The 22,168-nt window shown below is 72.6% G+C and carries 11 protein-coding genes; all 11 read right to left on the reverse strand.

Going from position 1 to position 22,168, the window contains the following annotated elements:
- On the reverse strand, positions 1–11,942 hold an 11,942-nt coding region (locus tag AB0J72_RS53335; protein WP_363415103.1), incomplete at its 3' end, for an amino acid adenylation domain-containing protein.
- A gap of 52 nt (positions 11,943–11,994) precedes the next feature.
- Positions 11,995–12,276, reverse strand: coding sequence for an acyl carrier protein (locus tag AB0J72_RS53340; RefSeq protein ID WP_363415106.1), 282 nt, complete (start codon positions 12,274–12,276; stop codon positions 11,995–11,997).
- Positions 12,273–13,907, reverse strand: coding sequence for an acyl-CoA dehydrogenase family protein (locus tag AB0J72_RS53345; protein ID WP_363415109.1), 1,635 nt, complete (start codon positions 13,905–13,907; stop codon positions 12,273–12,275). Before AB0J72_RS53345 ends, AB0J72_RS53340 begins: the two co-directional genes overlap by 4 nt.
- A complete protein-coding gene (locus AB0J72_RS53350; RefSeq protein ID WP_363415112.1) occupies positions 13,897–15,693 on the reverse strand; it encodes an acyl-CoA dehydrogenase family protein in 1,797 nt (598 codons plus the stop codon). The genes AB0J72_RS53345 and AB0J72_RS53350 overlap by 11 nt, the downstream gene beginning before the upstream one ends.
- Positions 15,694–15,722: 29 nt before the next feature.
- Positions 15,723–17,498, reverse strand: coding sequence for a fatty acyl-AMP ligase (locus AB0J72_RS53355; protein ID WP_363415115.1), 1,776 nt, complete (start codon positions 17,496–17,498; stop codon positions 15,723–15,725).
- A 60-nt stretch (positions 17,499–17,558) separates the two neighbouring features.
- On the reverse strand, positions 17,559–17,789 hold the full coding sequence (locus tag AB0J72_RS53360) for an MbtH family protein (RefSeq protein WP_363415118.1): 231 nt from the start codon (positions 17,787–17,789) through the stop codon (positions 17,559–17,561).
- 200 nt (positions 17,790–17,989) lie between these two features.
- Positions 17,990–18,787: an alpha/beta fold hydrolase gene (locus tag AB0J72_RS53365; RefSeq protein ID WP_363415121.1), complete on the reverse strand. Its 798-nt coding sequence runs from the start codon at positions 18,785–18,787 to the stop codon at positions 17,990–17,992.
- Between the two features lie 201 nt (positions 18,788–18,988).
- Entirely contained in the window at positions 18,989–20,071 is a 1,083-nt protein-coding gene (locus AB0J72_RS53370; protein ID WP_363415123.1) for an ABC transporter permease, read from the reverse strand.
- Positions 20,068–20,982, reverse strand: coding sequence for an ABC transporter ATP-binding protein (locus tag AB0J72_RS53375; protein WP_363415126.1), 915 nt, complete (start codon positions 20,980–20,982; stop codon positions 20,068–20,070). The genes AB0J72_RS53370 and AB0J72_RS53375 overlap by 4 nt, the downstream gene beginning before the upstream one ends.
- Entirely contained in the window at positions 20,979–21,440 is a 462-nt protein-coding gene (locus tag AB0J72_RS53380; protein WP_363415130.1) for a GntR family transcriptional regulator, read from the reverse strand. The genes AB0J72_RS53375 and AB0J72_RS53380 overlap by 4 nt, the downstream gene beginning before the upstream one ends.
- A gap of 167 nt (positions 21,441–21,607) precedes the next feature.
- Entirely contained in the window at positions 21,608–21,859 is a 252-nt protein-coding gene (locus tag AB0J72_RS53385) for an MbtH family protein (RefSeq protein ID WP_363415133.1), read from the reverse strand.
- Positions 21,860–22,168 lie beyond the last annotated feature (309 nt).

Consider the following 22,168-nt stretch of genomic DNA (forward strand, 5'->3'; position numbering starts at 1 on the left):
ACGGCGACCTGCTGCACGTCAGGGTGCGCGGCCAGGACGGCCTGCACCTCACCCGGCTCGATCCGGAACCCGCGGATCTTCACCTGGTCATCGGCACGGCCTACGAACACCAGATCACCGCTCGTAGTCCACCGCGCCACGTCACCCGTGCGATACAACCGTTCGCTGTGCCCGAACGGGTCCGCGACGAACCGCTCCGCCGTCAACCGCCGCTGACCGACGTAACCGCGAGCCAAACCAGCACCGGCGACGTACAACTCACCGGCCACGCCCACAGGCACCGGCGACAACGCGTCATCCAGCACATAGACACGCGTGTTCACCACCGGACGGCCGATCGCCACCAACCCGGCCACGGCGTCACACCGCCACAACGTGGCGTCCACCGTCGTCTCCGTCGGACCGTACGAGTTGAACATCCGCCGACCCGGAGCCCACCGCGCCACCAGGTCCGGCGAGCACGCCTCACCAGCCACGATCAGCGTCACCGACGGGTCCACCGACGCGGGGTCGAGCATGCCGAGGACCGCGGGTGGGAGTGTCACCACGGAGACCCGCTCGCTCTTCAGCAGACCGACGAGCGCCGCGCCGAACCGCCGCTCGGCCGGGATTACGACCAGCGCCGCCCCTCGCAGCAGCGCCATCATCCATTCCCAGCCGAACGTGTCGAACCCGGCCGACGCGAACTGCCCAACCCGATCCCCGGGGCCGACGCCCAGCCAGCGTTCGTGACCTGCGACCAGGCTCGCAATGCCGGCGTGCGACACCAGCACGCCCTTCGGCACACCCGTCGAACCCGACGTGTAGATGCAGTAGGCCGGATGCGACGGCAACAGCCGCACGTTCTGGTCGAACGCCATCGGCAGGACCGTCTCGTCCAGCACCACGGCACCGTCAAACAGGCCTGCCGTCGCTGACGAGGCCAGCACAACGGTCGGGGCGGCGTCGGCCACCATGAACCGGACCCGCTCCACCGGATACTCCGGGTCGATCGGCAGATACGCACCACCGGCCTTCGCCACGCCGAGCAGCGCCACCATCAGGTCGATGCCGCGCTCCATGCAGACGCCGACCAGCCGCTCGGGACCAACACCCAGCCCGGCCAGCAGCGCAGCGACCCGATCCGACCGCGCATCAAGCTCGCCAAACGAGATCGTGACGCCGTCACACACCACCGCTGGGGCCTCCGGCGCCCGCGCCACCTGCACCGCGAACAACTGCGGAATCGTCAACGCATCCACGGACGCATCGGCCGTGGCGTTCCACTCGGAGAGCACGAGGGCGCGCTCGGCCGAACCCAGCGCGTCCACCGCGGAGATCCGCAGGTCAGGGTCGGCAAGTAGCGTCTCCAGCACCTGCACCCAGCGCCCGGCGATCGACGCGACGGTGTCGGCGTTGAAGAGGTCCGTGGCGCCGGTCAGGACGCCGCGCAGGCCGGCGGGGGTGCCGTCGGCGGCGAAGGTCTCGGCGAGGATGGTGTTGAGGTCGAACCTGGCCGAGACGTCGTCCGCCGCAGCGTCGAGTTCCTCGACGTCCACGCCGGGAAGGTCCACCACGGCGCCGGCGATGTTCTGGACGGTCAGCATCACCTGGAACAGGGCGTGCCGGGCCAGGGAGCGGCTCGGCGCCAGCTCCTCCACCAGCCGCTCGAACGGCACGTCCTGGTGCTCGAGCCCGGCCAGACTCGTCTCGCGGACCCGTGCCAGCAGCTCCGCGAACGTCGGGTCGCCGGAGACGTCGGTCCGCATCACCAGCGTGTTGACGAAGCTGCCGACGAGGTTGTCGAGGGCTTCGTCGGTACGGCCCGCGACCGGCGTGCCGATCGGGATGTCCGTGCCCGCGCCCAGCTTCGACAGCAGGACCCCGAGCCCGGCCTGCAGCAGCATGAACACCGTCACGCCCTGCTCCCGCGCCACCTCCAGCAACCGCGCGTGCAGCTCCGCACCCGTCTGCACCGGCGCCGTGAACCCACGATGACTCGCCACCGCCGGCCGCCGCCGGTCCACGGGCAGCGTCAGCTCCTCCGGCGCACCCGCCAGGGCCGCACGCCAGTACGCCACCTGCCGCGAGATCAGGCTGTCCGGGTCGGACTCGTCACCCAGCAGCTCCCGCTGCCACAGCGCATAGTCCGCGTACTGCACCGGCAACGGCACCCACACCGGCGCCTGCCCGGCCAGCCGTGCCTGGTAAGCCACCGACACGTCCGCCGCCAACGGCACCATCGACCAGCCGTCACCGGCGATGTGATGCACCACGACGACCAGCACCGAAGCGCCGGACCCGTCGCTGATCAGCGACGCCCGGATCGGCACCTCGACCGCCAGGTCGAACGCGTGCCGGGTCGCCACGGCCACCTCGGCACGGACCTCGGCGGGGTCCGCGTGGAGCAGTTGCAGCCGCCAGTCCAGGTCGTCGACGGCGATGACGTGCTGGTAGGGCAGGCCGTCCGGGGCGGTGCGGAACACCGTGCGCAGCGCCTCGTGCCGGCCGATGACGTCGCGGAGCGCCGCCTCGAGCGCCGCCGTGTCGAGGTCGCCGGACAGGCGCAGCGTGACCGGGTCGTTGTATGTCGCGCTGGGGCCTTCCAGCTGGCCGATGAACCACAGCCGCTGCTGCGCGGAGGACAACGGCAGCCGCTCGGGACGCACCCACGGGACCAGCGGCTGCCGGGCCGATGCCGCGCTCGCCAGCCGGCCGGCCAGTGCGACCGGCGTCCGGGCCTCGAACAGCACCCGGAGCGGCAGTTCGACGTCGAAGACCGCCCGGACCCTGCTGACGAGACGCACCGCGAGCAGCGAGTGCCCGCCGAGGGCGAAGAAGTCGTCGTCGACCCCGACCGTGTCGAGCCCGAGGACTTCGGCGAACGCGAGGCACAGCAGCTCCTCGTGCACGCTGCCCGGCCCGCGTCCGGCCCCGGCGTTCGCCGCGAAGTCGGGCGCGGGCAGCGCCTTGCGGTCGAGCTTGCCGTTCACGGTGACCGGGAGCGCGTCGAGCGTCACGACGGCGGCTGGCACCATGTACTCCGGCAGTCGCACCGCGGCGAACTCCCGCAGCGCCGCACCGTCGGCGGCGCCGACGACGTACGCGACAAGCCGCCCATCCCGGGCCAGCACCGCGACCTGGTCCACGTCCGGGTGCTGCGCCAGGACCGCTTCGACCTCGCCGGGCTCGATCCGGAACCCGCGAATCTTCACCTGCTCGTCCGAGCGGCCCAGATACACCAGGTTGCCGTCCGTGTCCCAGCGGACCACGTCGCCGGTGCGGTACAGGCGACCACCATCACCGAACGGGTCCGCGACGAACCGCTCCCCCGTCAACCCGGCACGGTTGTTGTACCCGCGGGCCAGCTGGACGCCGGCGAGATACAGCTCGCCCGCGACCCCAGCCGGCACCGGAGCGAGCCGGTCGTCCAGGACGTAGGTGCGGGTGTTGAAGACCGGCTTGCCGATCGGCACCACCGGAGAACCGTCCGCCACCACCTCGAACTCGGTGACGTCCACAGAAGCCTCGGTCGGGCCGTACAGGTTGAACAGCCCGACGCCGGGCAGCACCTGGAAGAACCTGTCCCGCGCGGCCGCACCGAGGGCCTCGCCGGAGCACACCACCCGCCGCAGGTCCACGCAACCGGCGGCCTCCGGGGTGGCGAGGAACGCTTCCAGCATCGGCGGCACGAAGTGCACCGTGTCGACCCGCTCCGACCGGATCAGCTCGGCGACATACGCCGGGTCGCGGTGACCGTCGGGGCGGGCGATCACCATCACCGCGCCCTGGATCAGCGGCCAGAACAGCTCCCACACCGACACGTCGAACCCGAACGGCGTCTTGTGCAACACCCGGTCCCCCGGCTGCAGCCCGAACCGCGCCTGCATCCACACGAGACGGTTGACGATTCCGGCGTGCGGGACCACCACGCCCTTGGGCTGTCCCGTCGACCCAGACGTGTAGATGACGTAGGCCGGGTTCGCCGGCAGCACCGGCACGTCCTCGGCGGGCGACAACCCGCTCGCGTCCGTCTCTTCCGTGACCACGTAGGCCGCGTCCGCGGTCATCAGCGCCACCCGCGACTCCGGCAGGTCCGGGTCGATCGGCAGGTACGCCGCCCCCGCCTTCAGCACGCCCAGCAGCGCCACCACCATGTCCACGCCACGGGGCAGGCGGACACCCACCACCGACTCGGGGCCGACACCACGGTCGGTCAACAGCCGCGCCAGCCGCGCCGCACGGTTGTTCAGCTCCGCGTACGAGACCGACTCGCCCTCGAAGACCAACGCAGCGGCGTCCGGCGTCCGCGCCACCTGGGCCGCGAAGAGCGAGTGCAGCGTCGCGTCGGCGACCGGGACGCCGGTGTCGTTCCACTGCACCAGCAGGCGGTCCAGGGCGGCGGCGTCGAGCGCGTCGATGCCCGACAGCGGGGTGGCTCCGCCACCGGCGAGGCCGGTATCGAGCGCGGACACGAGGCCGGCGACCACCGTGTGCAGCATGTCGGCGACCGCCCGCGGGTCGATCGGCCCGACCGCGTCGACGACGAACCCGAAACCGTCGCCGTTGTCGTCGACCGCCACGGACAGCGGGTAGTTGGTCCGCTCGCGGAGGAACACCTGCCGCACGCCGTCGAACAGCACCGCCGAATCCGGGCGGGCGGTGTTGTGGCGGTAGTTCAGCAGCGTGGTGAACAGCGGCTCGTCCGAGGGCAGCGCGCTGGCCCGTTGTGCCAGGGCGAGCGGGGCGTGCTCGTGCTCCAGCAGCCCCGCCAGCTGGCCGCGCATCGCCGTGACGGCGGCGACGGCGTCGAGGTCGGCGGTCGGCACCCGGACGGGGAGCGTGTTCATGAACAGGCCCGGCACCCGGTCGGCGCCGGCACCGGCGTTCAGGCGGCCCAGCAGCACGGTGCCGAACACGACGTCGTCGCGGCCGGACATCACCGCCAGGGCCCGCGCCCAGGCCACGTGCATGACGGTCGCCGGGCTGACGCCCAGCTGCCGGGCCGCGTCGCGCAGCCGTGCGCCGAGCTCCGGGGCGAGCGCCGCGTGTGCGGTGACGACGTCGGTGCCGTCGCGGCGCACGTCGCTGATGCCGAAGGCCGCCGTGGGCTCGTCGACCCCGGCCAGCAGCCGGCGGAAGTGGTCCTCGTGGGCGGCGCCCGGCAGGCCGGCCCGGGTCTGTGCGACGAAGTCGCGGTACGGCAGCGGCTCCGGCAGCTCGTCGCCGTGGCCGGCCAGGATCGCCTTCGCCTCGTCCTGGAGGATCTCGAGTGTCGTGTGGTCCTGCACGACGTGGTGCATCAGGATCAGGCCCAGCCACCGGCCGTCGGCGCGCTCCGCGATCCGCAGGTCGAGCAGCGGGGCGGTGCGGAGATCCCGGACCAGCCCGACCGACGCGATCAGGTCGGCGAGCGGGTCGGCGCCGCCGCCGAGGCCGGCCTCGGTGACCGGCAGGGTGGCCGAGCGCCGCACGACCTGCACCGGTGCCCGCAGCCCTTCCCAGTGCACCGAGGTGCGGAACACGTCGTGCCGCTCGATGATCTGCCCGAGCGCCGCGATGAACCGGTCGAGCCGGTCACGGTCGTCGAACTCGATCGCGAGCGGCGTGACGTAGACGTCCTCGCCGCCGTCGGCGAGGAGGTGGTGGAACAGGATGCCTTCCTGCAGCGGCGTGAGCGGGTAGATGTCCTTCACGTTGCCGGCGCCGCCGGGGACCGTGCCGACCACCGTCTGGATCTCGGCATCGGTCAGCTCCACCAGCGGCAGCATGTCCGGCGTGATCGCCTTCGCCTCCGCCGGGATGCGGTTCGCCGGTGCCTGCGTGGTCGCCGTGCGGGCGACCGCCGCCAGCCGGGCCGGGGACGGGGCGTCGAACAGCGCCCGAACGGGCACCGAGATGCCGTGCGTCCGGAGCCGTTCGGACAGGCGCACCGCGAGCAGGGAGTGCCCGCCGAGGGCGAAGAAGTCGTCGTCGACGCCGACGGCGTCGACGCCCAGGACGTCGGCGAACGCGAGGCACAGCAGTTCCTCGCGGGCGTCGGCCGGTCCACGACCCACACCGGCGGCCGCGGCGAAGTCGGGTGCGGGCAGCGCCTTACGGTCGAGCTTGCCGTTCACCGTGACCGGCAGCGCGTCGAGGGTCACGACGGCCGAAGGCACCATGTACTCCGGCAACCGTTCGCCTGCGAACGTCCGCAGCGTCGGGCCGTCGGCGGCACCGACAACGTACGCCACAAGCCGCCCATCCCGAGCGAGCACCGCGACCTGGTCCACGCCGGGGTGCTGCGCCAGCACCACCTCGACCTCGCCCGGCTCGATCCGGAACCCGCGGATCTTCACCTGCTCGTCCGAGCGGCCCAGGTAGACGAGATTGCCGTCCGCGTCCCACCGGACCACGTCGCCGGTGCGGTACAGGCGGCCACCATCACCGAACGGGTCCGCCACGAAACGGTCCGCCGTCAAACCCGGACGGTTCGCGTAGCCACGGGCCAACTGGACACCGGCCAGGTACAACTCCCCAGCCACGCCCGCCGGGACCGGTGCGAGCCGGTCGTCAAGGACGTAAGTGCGGGTATTGAAGACCGGCTTGCCGATCGGCACCACCGGCGAACCATCCGCCACCACCTCGAACTCGGTGACGTCCACCGACGCCTCGGTCGGGCCGTACAGGTTGAACAACCCGACGTCCGGCAGCACCTCGAAGAACCGATCCCGCACGCTCGCGCCCAGCGCCTCACCGGAGCACACCACCCGGCGCAGACCCACGCACGACCCAGCCTCCGGTGCGGCGAGGAACGCCTCCAGCATCGACGGCACGAAGTGCACCGTGTCGACCCGCTCCGACCGGATCAGGTCCGCCACGTACGCCGGATCCCGGTGACCCTCAGGGCGGGCAATCACCATCACCGCACCCTGGATCAACGGCCAGAACAGCTCCCACACCGACACGTCGAACCCGAACGGCGTCTTGTGCAGAACACGGTCCCCCGGCTGCAGCCCGAACCGGGACTGCATCCACACGAGACGGTTCACGATGCCGGCGTGCGACACCACCACGCCCTTGGGTTGCCCGGTCGAGCCGGATGTGTAGATGACGTACGCCGGGTTGTCCGGCAACACCGGCACATCGCCGACCGGCGGTAGCCCCGACGCGTCGAGCTCCTCTGTCACCACGAAGGCGGCGTCCGCGGTCATCAACGCCATCCGCGACTCCGGCAGGTCCGGGTCGATCGGCAGATAGGCGGCGCCGGCCTTCAGCACACCCAGCAGGGCGACGACCAGGTTTACGCCGCGGTGCAGGCGGACACCCACCACGGACTCCGGGCCGACGCCGTGGTCGATCAGGTGCCGCGCCAACCGCGACGCCCGGTCGTCCAGCTCCGCGTACGACACCGGTACACCGTCGAAAACGACGGCAGGGGCATCCGGCGTCCGCGCCACCTGCGCCGCGAACAACGCCGGCAACGTCGAGGCCGCCACCGGGACAGCGGTGTCGTTCCACTCCACCAGCACGCGGTCCAGCGACGCCGGGTCCAGGACGCCGACCTGGGACAGCGACGCCTCCGCGTCGCCGTCCAGCGCGCGTTCCAGGGCCGTCACCACGCCGTCGAGCGCGACGGACACCATCGCCGCCACGGCGGCCGGGTCGATCGGTGCGACGGCGTCCACGATCACGCCGAGGCCCGCACCGTTGTCGTCGACGACGACCGACAGCGGATAGTTGGTGCGCTCGCGGACGAGGAGCGTCCTGATGCCGGCCAGTTCGACGGCGCCGGGCCGGTTGTGCCGGTAGTTCAGCATCGAGCTGAACAGCGGCGTGTCCGACGGCAGTCCGCTCGCCCGCTGCGCCAGCGTCAGCGGCACGTGCTCGTGGGCCAGCAGGCCGGCCAGCTGGCTCCGCATGCCGGCGACCGCGGACAGGACGCCGGTGCCGCCGGTGCGGACCCGGACCGGCAGCATGTTCATCAGCAGCCCGGACCTGCGGTCCGAGCCGGTCCCGGCGTTCATGCGGCCGAGGAGCATCGTGCCGAACACGACGTCGTCGCGGCCGGAGACCACGGCCAGCACCCGGGACCACGCGACGTGCGTGATCGTCGCCGGGCTGGCGCCCAGCCGGCGGGCGACGTCGCGCAGCCGGTGCACCACGCCGGCGTCGAGGTCGATGGTGGCCGTCGCCAGCCCGGACCCGTCGCCGCGCACGTCGGTCACGCCGAACGCGGCGGTCGGCTCGTCGACGCCGGCCAGCAGCTCCCGGAAGTGGGCGTCGTGGCTGTCGCTCGACAGCCCGGCCCGGGTCTGGGCGACGAAGTCGCGGTACGGCACCGGTTCGGTCAGCGCGTCGGCGCGACCGGCGAGGATGGCGCCGATCTCGTCCTGCACGAGTTCGAGCGTGGTGTGGTCCTGCACGATGTGGTGCAGCCGCAGCAGCCCGAGGCAGCGCCCGTCGGCGCGCTCGGCGACGTGCAGGTCGAGCAGCGGCGCCCGGCCGAGGTCCATCACCAGCCCGACGGCCGACACCAGCGCCGCGGCCGGGTCCGGGGTGTCCTCGGCGAGGCTGACCGGGGTGACCGGCAGCGCCGCTGAGCGCAGCACGACCTGGACGGGCTCGCGGAGCCCGGTCCACAGCACCGCCGTGCGGAACACGTCGTGCCGGTCGATCACCTGCTGCAGCGCGGCGGCGAACGCGTCGACGCGGGTGCGGTCGTCGAACTCCAGGACGAAGGGGGTGACGTACGCGTCGTCGCCGCCGCCCGCCAGCAGGTGGTGGAACAGCAGGCCTTCCTGCAGCGGGGCGAGGGGGTAGACGTCGGCGACGTTGGCCGCTCCCCCGGGCACGGCGGACAGCACCGCGTGCAGCTCCGCGTCGGTCAGGTCGACCAGCGGCAGCATCTGCCGGGTGATGACCTCCGCGCCCGGCGGGATCAGGTTGTCCGGGACCGCCGCGGTGACGGGTCCGGCCACGGCGGCAAGCCGGGCCGGTGACGGTGCGTCGAACAGCACCTGCGGCGACACGGAGACTCCCCGGGCGCGCAGCCACTCCATCAGCCGGGCGGCGAGGAGCGAGTGCCCGCCGAGGCTGAAGAAGTCGTCGTCGACCCCGACCGCCGGGAAGCCGAGGATCTCGGCGAATCCCTGGCACAGCAGTTCTTCCCGGGCGTTCGCCGGCGCGCGCCCGGGTGCGGCGGCGGCGAAGTCCGGTGCGGGCAGCGCCTTGCGGTCGAGCTTGCCGTTGGCGGTGACCGGCAACGCGTCGAGCGTCACGACGGCGGCGGGCACCATGTACTCCGGCAGCCGCGTCGCAGCGAACTCCCGCAACGCTCCACTGTCGACGGTGCCCACGACGTACGCCACGAGCCGCCCGTCGCGGGCGAGCACCACGACGTGGTCGACGTCAGGGTGCTGCGCCAGGACCGCTTCGATCTCGCCGGGCTCGATGCGGAACCCGCGGATCTTCACCTGGTCGTCGGACCGGCCCAGGTAGACGAGGTTGCCGTCGGTGCTCCACCGGACGACGTCGCCGGTGCGGTACAGGCGACCACCGTCGTCGAACGGGTCCGCCACGAACCGGTCAGCGGTCAGACCCGGACGGTTCGCGTAGCCACGGGCCAACTGGACACCGGCCAGATACAGCTCCCCAGCCACGCCCACCGGGAGCGGCGCGAGCCGGTCGTCCAGCACGTACACCCGGGTGTTGGACACCGGGCGGCCGATCGGCACGACCGGCGAACCGTCCGCGACGGCCTCGAACTCGGTGACGTCGACGGAGGCCTCGGTCGGGCCGTACAGGTTGAACAACCCTGTGCCGGGCAGGACCTCGAAGAACCGGTCCCGCACGGCCGCGCCGAGGGCCTCGCCGGAGCACACGACCCGGCGCAGGCCCACGCACGCGGAGGCCTCCGGGGTGGCGAGGAACGCCTCCAGCATCGACGGCACGAAGTGCACGGTGTCGACCTGGTCGTCGAGGATGAGGTCGGCCACGTAGGCGGGGTCGCGGTGGCCGCCCGGGCGGGCGATCACCATGACGGCGCCCTGGATGAGTGGCCAGAACAGCTCCCACACTGAGACGTCGAACCCGAACGGCGTCTTGTGCAGCACGCGGTCCCCAGGCTGCAGCCCGAACCGGGACTGCATCCACATGAGACGGTTGACGATCCCGGCGTGCGACACGACGACGCCCTTGGGCTGTCCCGTCGAACCCGACGTGTAGATGACGTACGCCGGGTTGCCCGGCAGCACCGGTACATCCTCAGCGGGAGCCAAGCCGGACGCGTCGGTCTCGTCGGTGACCACGTAGGCGGCGTCCGCCGTCATCAACGCCACCCGCTCGGCCGGCAGGTCCGGGTCGATCGGCAGGTACGCCGCGCCGGCCTTCAGCACACCCAGCAGGGCGACGACCATGTCCACACCGCGGTGCAGTTGAACACCCACCACGGACTCCGGACCCACGCCCCGCTCGATCAGCAGCCGTGCCATCCGTGCCGCGCGGTCGTCCAGCTCGGCGTACGACACCGGTACACCCTCGAACACCAGCGCGGGAGCGTCCGGCGTCCGCGCCACCTGCGCCGCGAACAGCTCCGGCAGCGTCGCGTCCGCGACCGGGACCGCGGTGTCGTTCCACTCCACCACCACCCGGTGCAGCTCGGCGTCGTCGAGCAGCGGGATGTCGCCGACCGCGGCGTCGGGGGCGGCTTCGGTGAACCAGTCCAGCACCCGCAGGAAGTGCCGGCCGACGGTCTCGCCCGCCGCCTCGTCGTGCAGGTGCCGGTTCAGCTCCATGGTCGCGAAGATCTCGTCGACCGCCGACCGGTAGTACACGTTGAGCCGCAGTTCGTCGACGGGGCCGGTGACCATGCCGGTGTACGTCGCGGCGCAGTTGCCGAACCGGGCCGGGTGGTTGAGCGGCAGGACGTTGACGACCGTGTCGAACAGCAGGCCGCCGCCGACGAGCCCGAGGTCGGCCATGGCGTCGGTGTACTGGTACCGCTGGTGCCGCAGCCCGCCCCGGATCGACCGCGCGACCTGACCGAGGAGGTCCGCGACCGACGTGTGCGGGGTCACGGCGACCCTGACCGGCACGATGTTGGCGGTCATGCCGGGGATGCCGAGCTCGCGCAGCTGCGTGCGGCCATTGACGGCGACGCCGAGGACGATGTCCCGGGCGCCGGTGACGCGGTGCCGGTAGGCGGCCGCGGCGGCGACCACCAGGCCCGCGAAGGTGGTGCGCAGCCTGCGCGCCGCGCCGGTCAGGGCGACGGTGTCGCCCGTGCCGATGTCGTGCCGGTGCTGCACCGGCCGGTCCGCCAGCCGGCTGGTCTGGTGTCCCCGCGTCACGCCCGGTTCGGGGGCGCCGGACAGGACGTCGAGCCAGTGGCCGCGGTCCCGGTCGCGGCCGTCCGACCGCCGGTACTCCTCGTCGGACTCCAGCAGCACCGACAGCGGCGCCAGGGGGCTGCCGACGGGTGCGCCGCCGTCGACCAGCCCGCCGAACACCTCGGCGAGGCGGTGCCCGAAGGCCGACATGCCGGACCCGTCGACGGCGAGGTGGTGCGCCCGCTGGAACCAGATGGTGTGCTCGTCGTCCAGCCGCAGGACGGCGTTGCCGGTGAGCCAGTCGCCGAGCAGGTCGACCGGCCGGTTGACGTCGGTCCACATCCACCGCTCGGCGGCCGCCCGCGGGTCGGCCTCGGAGCGCAGGTCGACGACCTCGATGGGGTAGGCGGCGGTGGGCGCGACGTACTGCCGCGGGGTCCCGCCGTCGAGGCGGAGCCGGATCCGGTACGCGTGGGCCTCGTCGAGCGTGTGCCGCAGCGCGTCGGCGAACAGCTCGACGTCGAGCGCACCCCGCAGCTCCGTGTACTCGCCCAGGTTGTACGCCGGGCTCGCGGGGGCGAACTGCTGGGCGTACCAGACGCCGAGCTGCCCGGACATCAGCTCCCGGAGTTCGTGCTCAGACCCACCCATGACGGTCAACCCCAAATCCTCGACACGACAACGCGGTTTGGTTCGGACAAGGTCAGTGCGACGGCGGGGCGCCGGCCGCCTCGACGACGAGGTCGGCGAGTTCGGCGAGGTTCTCCACGTCCCAGATGTGGCTCGGTTCGATGTTCACGCCCCACGCCTCGTCGATCTCGCCGCAGAGCGCGAAGGCGTACACCGACTCCAGGCCGTACCGGGCGAGGTCCGCCTCGGCGTCGATGGCCTCCGGCGGCTCCTCGAGGTAGTGCGCGACGCGTGCGACGAGCCAGCCGCGGACGGCGTCGCGCGTCGGCGCGGCGCCGGTCATCTGTTCGGTCATCGGTCTCCTCCAGGGCCTGGCGTGGGCCGTGCGGTCAGGTCGAGCGGTGCGCCGCCGCGGTGGCGTTCGGCGGCGGCGGCGAACAGGTGCTCCTCGGTGCGTTCGCGTTCGGCGTCGGTGAGGACGGCACCGCCGTCGAGGCGGCCGGCCAGCCGGTCGAGGACGCCGAGCAGTTCGGGTTCGCCGGGCCGGTCGCCGCCGTGCTCCCACACGGCGAGCGCGGACGCCGCCGCGAGCAGCACCGTGTACCGGTGCGCGAGGGTGACGCGGTACCGCGGTGGCACGGCCGCACTCTGCTCCCGCAGTGACCGCAGTTCGTCGCGGAAGCGGGCAACGAACCGGCCCACCGGCCCACCGTCCGGTTCCCGGCCGGCGATCGCACCGATGACGGGGTCGCCGCCCGGCTGGGCGGGGACGGCCCGATGCAGGTCCAGCGGTGGGAGGTCGCCGCCGAGCCGGAACAGCCGCGGATCGGCCGGCGGGTCCTGCGGCGCGTGAAGTCCGGCCGGCCGGGCGAGATGCGGGAGGACGGCCGGCAGGCAGGCGGTGCCCGGCAGCTGGATGACGGCGGCCGCCGCAAGGTCACGGGTCATCTTCTGGAAGATCGCGTAGGTGCCCTCGCGCAGGTACCCCTGGGCGCCGAGCACCGAGCGCAGGTCCTCGCACGCGTCGAGGGCGAGTCGCGACGTCAGATACCGGGCCGCGGGGGCGTACACGGCGGCGGCCGGCGACAGGTGCACCGCGCGCAGCGTCACCGCCGCGAGGGCGTCGGCCGCCAGCAGGTCCGCGTAGGCGCGGGCGATGACGGCGCGGACGTACGGGATGTCGGCGGCGGTCGCGCCGTAGAGCCGGCGGCCGGCCGCGAACCCGAGCGCGCAGCGCAGCGCGGTGTCGAGCGGGCCGACGGTGCACGACGCCAGGACCGCCAGGACGAGCTGCGTCGCCCGGGCCGTGCCGTCGGGCCGGGCGTCGTCACCGATGAGCGTGTCGGCGGGCACCGCGCAGTCGCGCAGCTCCACGCCGCCGAGGACCACGCCGCGCAGCCCGGTGCTGCCGCGGCGCGGCAGGTCCCGCACGCCGGTGGCGCGCAGGTCGGCGCGGGACACCAGGAAGCGGCGGCGGCCGGGCGACTCGGTGGTGCCGGCGGTCAGCACGGCCGCGTCGGCCCCGGCGAGGTTCGCGACGAGCTCGTGGCGGCCGTCGAGCCGCCAGCGCCCGGTCTCCCGCCGGGCGGTGCCGGCCGCGGCGCTGTCCTCGTCGGGCTCCCGCAGGGCGGTCGCGATCCTGCCGCCGGCCAGGAGCAGGTCGGCGGTCTGGCGCCGCTGGTCCTGCGTGCCGGCCGCCCAGACGGCGGCGGATCCGGCGAACGAGCCGAACGCGTGGCCGACGGCCAGGCTCGGGTCGCGCCGCCACAGCGTGCGGTGGACGGCGGCGAGATGGTCGGCGCGTTCGAGGCGGCCGCCGAGGTGGGCGGGGACGGACTCGGCGTGCACGTTGAGCCGGTCGAGCAGCCGCTCACCCTCGGCCAGCATCTCCAGCCGCTCGTCGGCGTGGATGACGGCGGCGTGACCGACCGGGTTCGCGGTGTCCCACGGGTCGCCGAGCAGCGCATCGAGCTCCTCAGCGCGCATCGGCACCCCCGCCGGCAACCGACGGCCGGTCGAACGCCACGGCCGGCATCGGGTCGCCGAACGGCGTCACCGGGGTGCCTCGCTCGACGGCGTCGGTGACCGCCCGCACCAGCGCGTCGTCGATCTGCTCGTCGCCGGGGGCGGCGGCCGGCGGCGGCGTCCGCAGGGTGCGGGCGAGCCGGGCCAGCAGCGCGCGGAGCGCGGCCCGCGCCCACAGGGCGTCCTCCCACAGGGGTTCGCCGCGGTGCGCGGTCTGCCCGGCGCTCCACGCATGCAGGCAGGCGGCGCCGGCGTAGCAGAGTTCGTAGGCGGCGGCGAGCTCGTACGCGGCCATGGCCGGCCGGGCCGCGAGCCGGGTGCCGGCCATCCGCGCGTGCAGCAGGTCGGCGAGTCCGCGGAGCGCGGCGGCCTGGTGCGCCAGGCCGAGCGTCGCGTCGCCGGCAGCGAGGTCCGCGGCGCCGGCGCTGGCGGCGAGGGACGCGGCGCCGGCGCTGGCGGCGAGGGACGCGGCGAGCCGCGGGAGTGACTGGACGAGGGAGCAGCCGTGGCGCGAGACGAGCGTCAGCGCCGCCGGGTGCAGGGCCCGCACCGGCGAGCCGACGGCCGTGGCCTGCCGCAGCCCGTCGGCGTCCACGGCCGCGTCGGCGTAGCCGCGCACCAGACGGGGGAACTGCTGGATCAGCGCGGCCCGGTTGACGGGCGTGCTGCCGTCGAAGATCGAGACGACCTGGTGGTCGCGCCGCACCTTCTGGAACGCGCCGGTCCCGCCGGCAGCCGTCCCGCCGGCGGCGGTCAGCACGGCGTGCTCGCCGAGCAGGTCCGCCAGCCCCGCCAGACTCGCGTCGACCAGCGTCGGGGCGAGGCCCTTGACCACGGCGGAGACGACGCTCATCTCGGCGGTCAGGCCGTGGATGGCGCGGCTGCTGACCAGCGCGGCCGCCTCGACCGCGGCGAGGAACGCGGCGCAGCGGGCCAGTACCGGGGCGTGCGGCGCGTGCTGACGGCCGGGCCGGGTCGCGAGGTGGCGGGCGGCGAGCCGGACGGCGTGCTCGCCGGCGCCGAGCGACAGCACCGCGCACATGGTCCGGGTCAGCTGCAGCGCGCGCAGCACCGTCTCGACGCCCGACCCTTCCGCGCCGATACGGGCGCCGGCCGGGATGTCGGCGCCGGCGAACTCGATGCCGGACACGTCGAGGCCCCGGTTGCCGTGCGTCGGTGCCTTCGGCAGTACCCGCCAGGTGCCGGGCGCCGCCGTGGTCTTGTCGAACAGCACGAGGCTGTGGCCGCGCGCGCCGCCGCGTGGGCTGGTGCGGGCCAGCACGGTGAGCAGCCGCGCGCGGGTGGCGTTGTTGATCGGCCACTTCACGCCGTCGAGCCGGTAGCCGCCGCCGTGCGGGGCCGCGGTGCATGCGCCGTTGGTCAGGTCGGCGCCGTGCTCCCGCTCCGACAGCGCCCAGCTCACCACGGCGCCGTCGAGCACCAGTCCGGCGACGCGGGCGGCCTGGTCCGCGCGCCCGGCGATCCAGACCGGTGCGACGCCCAGGTACGTCTTGGCGTGCGCGACGGCGGTGCTCACGTCCCGGCGCGCGACCGCCCGCCAGAGCCGCAGCAGCAGTTCATGGTCGGCGAGCCTGCCACCGGCCTCGACGGGCACGTAGTAGCCGGCCAGCCCGAACGCGTCGAGCCGGGCGCAGATCGTGGCCGGGAACGCCTCCGCGGCGTCGAGCGCCGCGACCTCGCGGGCAGTGCTGTCAGGATCGCCGAGCATCTCTTCCAGGACCGTCACGACCGTCCTGGCCCCCGTGGCCGGCGCCGTCACCGCGGTTCGACCGCTATCAGCCGCTGTACCTGTGGATCCAGCACGCTGTGCAGCGCCGCGACCTGACCGGCGAGGAACTGTTCACGCATCGCGCGGCGCTGGATCTTCCCGCTCGTCGTGCGGCGGACGGTGCCCCGGCGGACCAGCACGACGTTGCGGACGGGCACGCCGAACGAGGTGGTGAGGTGCCGCAGGACGTCGTTGGCGACGCCCGGCAGGTCACCGGCCGGCACCCGCGGGTCGACCTCGTGGATCACGACGATGCGCTCGTCGGGCGCGTCGACGCCGAAGGCCGCGCCGACGAACCCGTCGAGGGCGGCGTTCGCCAGCCGGGCGTGCTGCTCCAGGTCGTGCGGGAACAGGTTGCGCCCCCGGACGATCACCATCTCCTTGGTCCTGCCGGTGATGAACAGTTCGCCGTCGACGACGGCGCCGAGGTCGCCGGTGCGCAGCCAGCCGGGCGCGTCGTCCGGCTCGCCGTCCAGACGCGCCTGGAAGATCTCGGTGGAGAGCTCCGGCTTGTCCCAGTAACCCCGGCCGATCGCCGCGCCCCGCAGCCAGATCTCGCCGATCGCCGTGTCCGGCAGCGCCGCGCGGGTCTGCGGGTCGACGACGCGCAGCTCGTGGGCGCCGGGCGCGCCGACACCGACGACCTCCTTGCCGGTGCCGCCGGTGCTGCGCACCAGCCGCGGGTGCCCGGCGGTCTCCGCCTCGCGGGGGTCGACGACGAGCACGGCCGGCTGCCGGTCGCGCGGGCAGGAGGACACGAAGACCGCCGTCTCCGCCATGCCGTACCCGGGCGTGAAGATCTCCGGCCGCAGGCCGACCCGGGCGAACCGCTTCGCGAACGCGGCCATCGTTGGCGCGTGGATGGGCTCCGACCCGTTGATGAACGAGCTCATCGCCGACAGGTCGAGGCCGTCGAGGTGCTCGTCCTTGATGAGCCGCAGGCACAGGCCGAATGCGAAGTTGGGCCCGGCGGTCACCGTGGCGCCGAACCGGTCCAGCATCCGCAACCACTCCACCGGCCGCCGGACGAACTCCCCCGGCGACATCAGCACCGACGGGACGCCGTGCAGCAGCGCGACGGTGAGCTGGCCGAAGAGGCTGAAGTCGTGGTGCAGCGGCATCCAGTTGCCGAACACGTCACCCGGCGCGCCGAGGCCGGCGAACCTGCGCAGCGCCGCGATGTTCGCCAGGACGTTGCCGTGGTCGAGCATCACGCCCTTGGGCGAGCCGGTGGACCCGGAGCTGTACTGCAGCACGGCGAGCATGTCGGGTGACACGTTGCGGGCGGGCCGCGCCGCCGGGTCGCCGGTGCCCGCGTCGCCGGGCGCCTCGACGGGGACGTGGCCGAGTCCGTGGGAGCGGAGCCGCTCGACGACCGCGTCCCGGTCGGCGCCGGTGGCGTACACCAGCGCCGGCGTGCAGTCCGCGACGATCACCGCGACCCGCTCCGCGGCGACGGGCGAGCCGGCGAGCGGCGGCGTCGGCACCGCGACGAGCCCGGCGAGCATGCACGCCAGGTACAGCTCGACGAACTCGGTGCCGGTCGGCAGCGAGATCAGCACCCGCTCGCCGGGGGCCAGCCGGGCCGCGAGCGCATCCGCGCGCAGACCGGCTCGCCGGGCGAGCTCCGCATAGGTGAGGGCGGGGTGCTCGGTCTCGTTCGAGCCGCGGTACAGCGTCAACGCCATCGCGTCGGCGTGCCGCCCGGCCTGGTCGAGAAAGGCGGCGCCAACGGCCCGGCGACCTGCATCGTCGATGATCATGGCTGTCCTCCTTCTGCGGGCTGTGCCGTCACCGCGCCCATCGCGGCCCGGCCGGGTGGCTCAGGCGGTCTGACGCTCGAGGTCCTGCCGCTCCATCGCCTCGATGAGGCTCTTGGGGCGCATGTCGGTCCAGTTCTTCTCGATGTACTCGAGGCACTCCTCGCGCCCCGCCTCGCCGAACACGGTGGTCCAGCCCTTCGGGACATTCGCGAAGACCGGCCACAACGAGTGCTGCCCTTCGTCGTTGACCAGGACGAGGAACCTGCCGTCGGGATCGTCGAACGGGTTCATGACGCCGCCCTTTCTCAAGGCACAGGAGTGGGGATCGCGCCGGATCTCGTCCGGCGCCGCGACGCTACAACAGGATTCCGCCGTTCAGTCGTGTGAACGCGGCGGCGTCCTCGCCCACGACGCACACCGCGGACGGACCCGCTATGCAACCCGCGGGCGCACTGTTCAACCTCGGCGCCCGTCAGTTGAACACCCGTGGGTCAGAACTTGTCGAAGAAGTCGATGACGGCGGTGTTGACCTCGTCCGGCCGTTCCAGGTTCCCGAGGTGACCCGCGTCGCCGATCTCCACGAAGTCGCAGTCGGGGATCGCGTCGGCCACCTCGGCACCCAGATGCGGCGGGCAGATCAGGTCATCGGTGAAGGCGATCACGCGGCACGGCACGGTGATCCCGCGCAGCAGCTCCCGCCGGTCCGCGCCGACGTCGACCCAGTCCTGCCCGTTGGGTTCGGTGTCGCCGGACAGCTCGAACACGTCGAGCCACAGCGAGACGGTCGCGTCGTCGTTCAGGGTCTTCGGCGAGAACATCTGCAGCACCGTCGTGGCCGCCGCATAGCTTCCCGGCAGCCGCAGGCCGCTCTCGTTGAGCGCCTGGTCCGCCCGGCCCAGCGCCCGGCGGGCGAGGTCGGAGCGGGACCTGGTGGCCATCAGCACCGCGGACCGCACCAGTTCCGGGCGGCGCAGCGCGATCTCCTCGGCGATCACGGCACCGAGGGACGTGCCGAGGAGGTGGCACGGCCCGGCGTCCAGCGCCTCGACCAGCCCGATGGTGTCGGCGACCATGTCATCGAGGCTGTACCGGCCGGGCGGGACGTCCGACGGCTTGATGCCGCGGTTGTCGAAGGTGATGGTCTGGTACCCGGCCCGGTTGAGCGCCGGCGTCTGATGCGCCGTCCAGGTCCGGCCGCTGGCCCCGGTGCCCATGATGAGCAGGACGGTGTCGCCGGTGCCGGAACGGTCGTAGGCGAGCCTGATGCCGTTGGCGGTTACATAGCTCATGGTCCGGCCACTGCCCCTTCGCGTGATGGATCGGTCGGCCGCGCCGTCGACTCAGACAACGGCGATCGTCGGAGCGGGCCACGCCATCATCGCCAGGCAGCCGGGCGAAGGTACCAACGCGCAAACGAAAACGGTGCATGGTGTTCAACCGCGCCGCAGCGACAGTTGAACACCATGCACCGTCCACAAGGGACTGTCGGATCAGCCGGCGCTGAGGTCCGTCCGGCGGACGATCATCCACACCGCGACGAGGGCGACGACGGCGAGGCCCACGTAGCCGCCGGCGATGATGAGGTGGAAGACCGGGATGCGGTCGCTCGGCTGGTACGTGGCGAAGGTCAGCAGGTGGTTGCTGAGCATGCACGCCTCCGCCGCGGGCGGGTTGTCCAGGTTGGCGTCCGGGCACATGCGCTGCAGGTCGGCGAAGGTGATCGGGTGCCCGGGCGCGTCGAACACGTTCTCCACCTGGCCGCCGCCGATCAGCACGTTGTTGGTGAGCACCAGCACGTTGGGGTCGGCGAGCTCGTTGCTGGGCGGCTGGTCCATGCGCCAGTACATGGACTTCGGCTGCATCAGGTTGGGGTACCGCCACTGGACGGCGAGCATCACACCGATGAAGCCCACGAGCGTGGCGAACATGGCCGGCAGCGTGCGCTTCGTGACCGCGCCCAGGGCGACGCCGACCGCGAACCAGCACAGGCCGCCGGCGAGCGGGAGCATCCCGGTGACCAGGAAGATCGAGTCACGGAACAGACCACCGCCGACGACGGTCGTGTAGGAGTCCGCCACACGCTCGCTGACCAGCGACAGCACCGTGGTCATCGCGGCCACGAACAGGCCGAGCACGGCCAGCTTGCTCCACAGCCAGCGCATCGGTGAGGAGTCCTGGCTCCAGGCCAGCAGCAGGGTCCGTTGCTCGTGCTCGCGGGCGAGCACGGGGACGCCGAGGAACAACCCGATCAGCAGCGGCACGTATCGCAGCACAACGCCGAGCAGCTCGGCCTGGCGGATCGGTCCGTAGTCGCCGAAGAGCGCGGCGCCCTCCGGCGAGGACCTGGGGCAATCGATGTCCTTGCACTGGTTGTACATGTTGATCATGTCGCTGGAGAGGTAGAGCAGCCACCCCGCGAGCACGGCGGTCAGAATGAGCGAGCCCAGCAGCGCCCAGCGGTGCTGGCGCCAGGTCAGCCACAGCATGCCGGAGATGCCGCCGCCCCGTTCGCTGGTGGAACCGGAGCCGTCGTGGTGCTCCACCACGGACCGCCGCTGCGTAAGCGAACTCATGCCGCTGCCTCCAGATTCCTGCGCGCCTGGTTGGACGCCTTGAGTGTCGTGACGACCAGCTGGTCCAAGGAGACGGGCTGCGCGGTCCAGCCGGGCGCGACGATCGCGGGTGCGGCCGCCACGTCGGGGACCTCGACGATGAAGGTCGACTGCCGGTCGGCGTGCTGCGCCTGCAGGATCTTGCCCGCGATCGGCGGCTTGTCCGCCCTGGGCCCGGTGAACCGCAGGTGCCGGGCGAGCAGCTGCTCGATCTCGCCGGCCAGCACCGGCCGGCCCGCGTCCAGCAGCAGCAGGTAGTCGCCGACGTCGCTGAGCTCCGCCACGATGTGCGTCGAGAGCATGACGGTCATGTCGCTGTCGGCCGTCTCGGCGAGCAGCTCGCCAGTCACCTCGGAGCGGGCCACCGGGTCCAGGTTGGCCAGCGGCTCGTCCAGCAGCAGCACGTCGGGCCGGGAGCCCAGCGCCACGGCGAGCGCGACCTGTGCCTTCTGGCCGCCGGAGAGCTTGCCGCAGCGCCGGTCCAGCGGCACGTTGAAGCGGTCCAACCAGGACAGCGCCCGCTGCTGGTCCCACACACGGTTGGTGGCCCGGCCGAACTTCAGCATGTCGGACACGCTGAAGTCCCGGTACAGCGGCTTGTCCTGCGCGAGGATCGCCACCCGGCCGCCGGCGTCGGCGCCCACGGTCCCGCCCTTCACCACCGGGCGGCCCTTGACCAGCAGCGCACCCGACGTGGAGGACAGCATGCCGGAGATGATGCTCATCAGCGTCGACTTGCCGGCGCCGTTGACGCCGACGAGCGCGATGATGCGGTTGGCCGGCAGCTGGAAGCTGCAGTCGCGCAGCGCCCACATCTTGCCGTAGCGCTTGCTCAGCCCCTGCGCCTCGACCGCGAACTCTTGCTCGCTCACGCAGCGTCTCCCTTCCTGCGGAACCCGGCGCGCTGCACCGGTCCGTCCTGCTCATGGCGGTTTTCGGCCGGTGAACGGCGCAGCAGGTCCTCGGCGGCCACCGAGGCGATCAGTGCCTGGACGTCCTCGTCCTCGAGGCCCGCCTCCCGGGCCTGCTCCAGCCAGCGGGCGAGGCTGTGGCGCAGCCTGGCCATGACATGAGGATCGGCGTCGCCCAGCTTGCCGGTGACGAACGTGCCGGCCCCCTGCCGCGCCTCCACCAGGCCGGCCAACTCCAGCTCCCGATAGGCCTTCAGGACCGTGCCCGGGTTGACGGTGCACGAGGTCACCACGCTGCGCACCGTCGGCAGCTGGTCCCCGGGCTGCAGCACGCCGATCCGCATCGCTTCGCGGACCTGCCTGATGAGCTGCGCATACGCGGGGACACTGTCGGCGCGGTCGACATGGAAATTGATCACGTGGAGCGTTCCTCCCACCGTCTCTCCGCAGTGATTGTTCTACTGTAGCATAACACCGGCTCATCGATTCACCAGAACATCCGACCGAACCGCGCCGCCAGAACACAGAAGTCCTCCGCTCGCCGGCGCGAGCGGAGGACCTGTCGTCTCTGTGCGTTCCGGCAGGGTCAGGCCGACTGGACCTCCACGCCCTGCTCCCGCTTCTCCTGCTCCATCCGCTCCATCGCCTCGATGAGGCTCTTCGGGCGCATGTCGGTCCACGACTTCTCGATGTACTCGAGGCACTCCGCGCGCCCCGCCTCACCGAACACGGTGGTCCAGCCCTTCGGGACGTTGGCGAAGACCGGCCACAGCGAGTGCTGCCCCTCGTCGTTGACCAGGACGAGGAAGGTGCCTTCAGGGTCGTCGAACGGGTTCATCACGCGCCCTTTCTGGAAACGGACTGCCTTTTCCGAACGGCTCCGGAAAAACGCAGCCCACTATGACCCGCACGCCACCCCGATCAACAGTGTTCGATCAGCCGTTCAACCTGAGCGCCGCGTCAGTTGAACGCCGGACGCGTTCCCGGCGCACGCCGACGCGGTTGGCCCGATCGCGGTCCGATGACATAGTGAGGCCTCGCGATGCCAGGTGCGCGTGGTGGCGGAGACGTGGTTCGCACGGGGCCCCAATCCTTGGAAAAGTCGAGTTCCCGGCCACCTTTCCGACGTGTCTCCGCGGCCCTGACC

Origin of the sequence: Dactylosporangium sp. NPDC049742 (genome assembly GCF_040674675.1) — a bacterium.
Lineage (GTDB): Bacteria > Actinomycetota > Actinomycetes > Mycobacteriales > Micromonosporaceae > Dactylosporangium > Dactylosporangium maewongense.

Bases quoted from the DNA above. Each gene is read 5' to 3' on its own strand.
- AB0J72_RS53340 (WP_363415106.1), bottom strand. From the start codon at position 12,276: ATGACCGAACAGATGACCGGCGCCGCGCCGACGCGCGACGCCGTCCGC.
- AB0J72_RS53345 (WP_363415109.1), bottom strand. From the start codon at position 13,907: ATGCGCGCTGAGGAGCTCGATGCGCTGCTCGGCGACCCGTGGGACACC.
- AB0J72_RS53355 (WP_363415115.1), bottom strand. From the start codon at position 17,498: ATGATCATCGACGATGCAGGTCGCCGGGCCGTTGGCGCCGCCTTTCTC.
- AB0J72_RS53360 (WP_363415118.1), bottom strand. From the start codon at position 17,789: ATGAACCCGTTCGACGATCCCGACGGCAGGTTCCTCGTCCTGGTCAAC.
- AB0J72_RS53365 (WP_363415121.1), bottom strand. From the start codon at position 18,787: ATGAGCTATGTAACCGCCAACGGCATCAGGCTCGCCTACGACCGTTCC.
- AB0J72_RS53370 (WP_363415123.1), bottom strand. From the start codon at position 20,071: ATGAGTTCGCTTACGCAGCGGCGGTCCGTGGTGGAGCACCACGACGGC.
- AB0J72_RS53385 (WP_363415133.1), bottom strand. From the start codon at position 21,859: ATGAACCCGTTCGACGACCCTGAAGGCACCTTCCTCGTCCTGGTCAAC.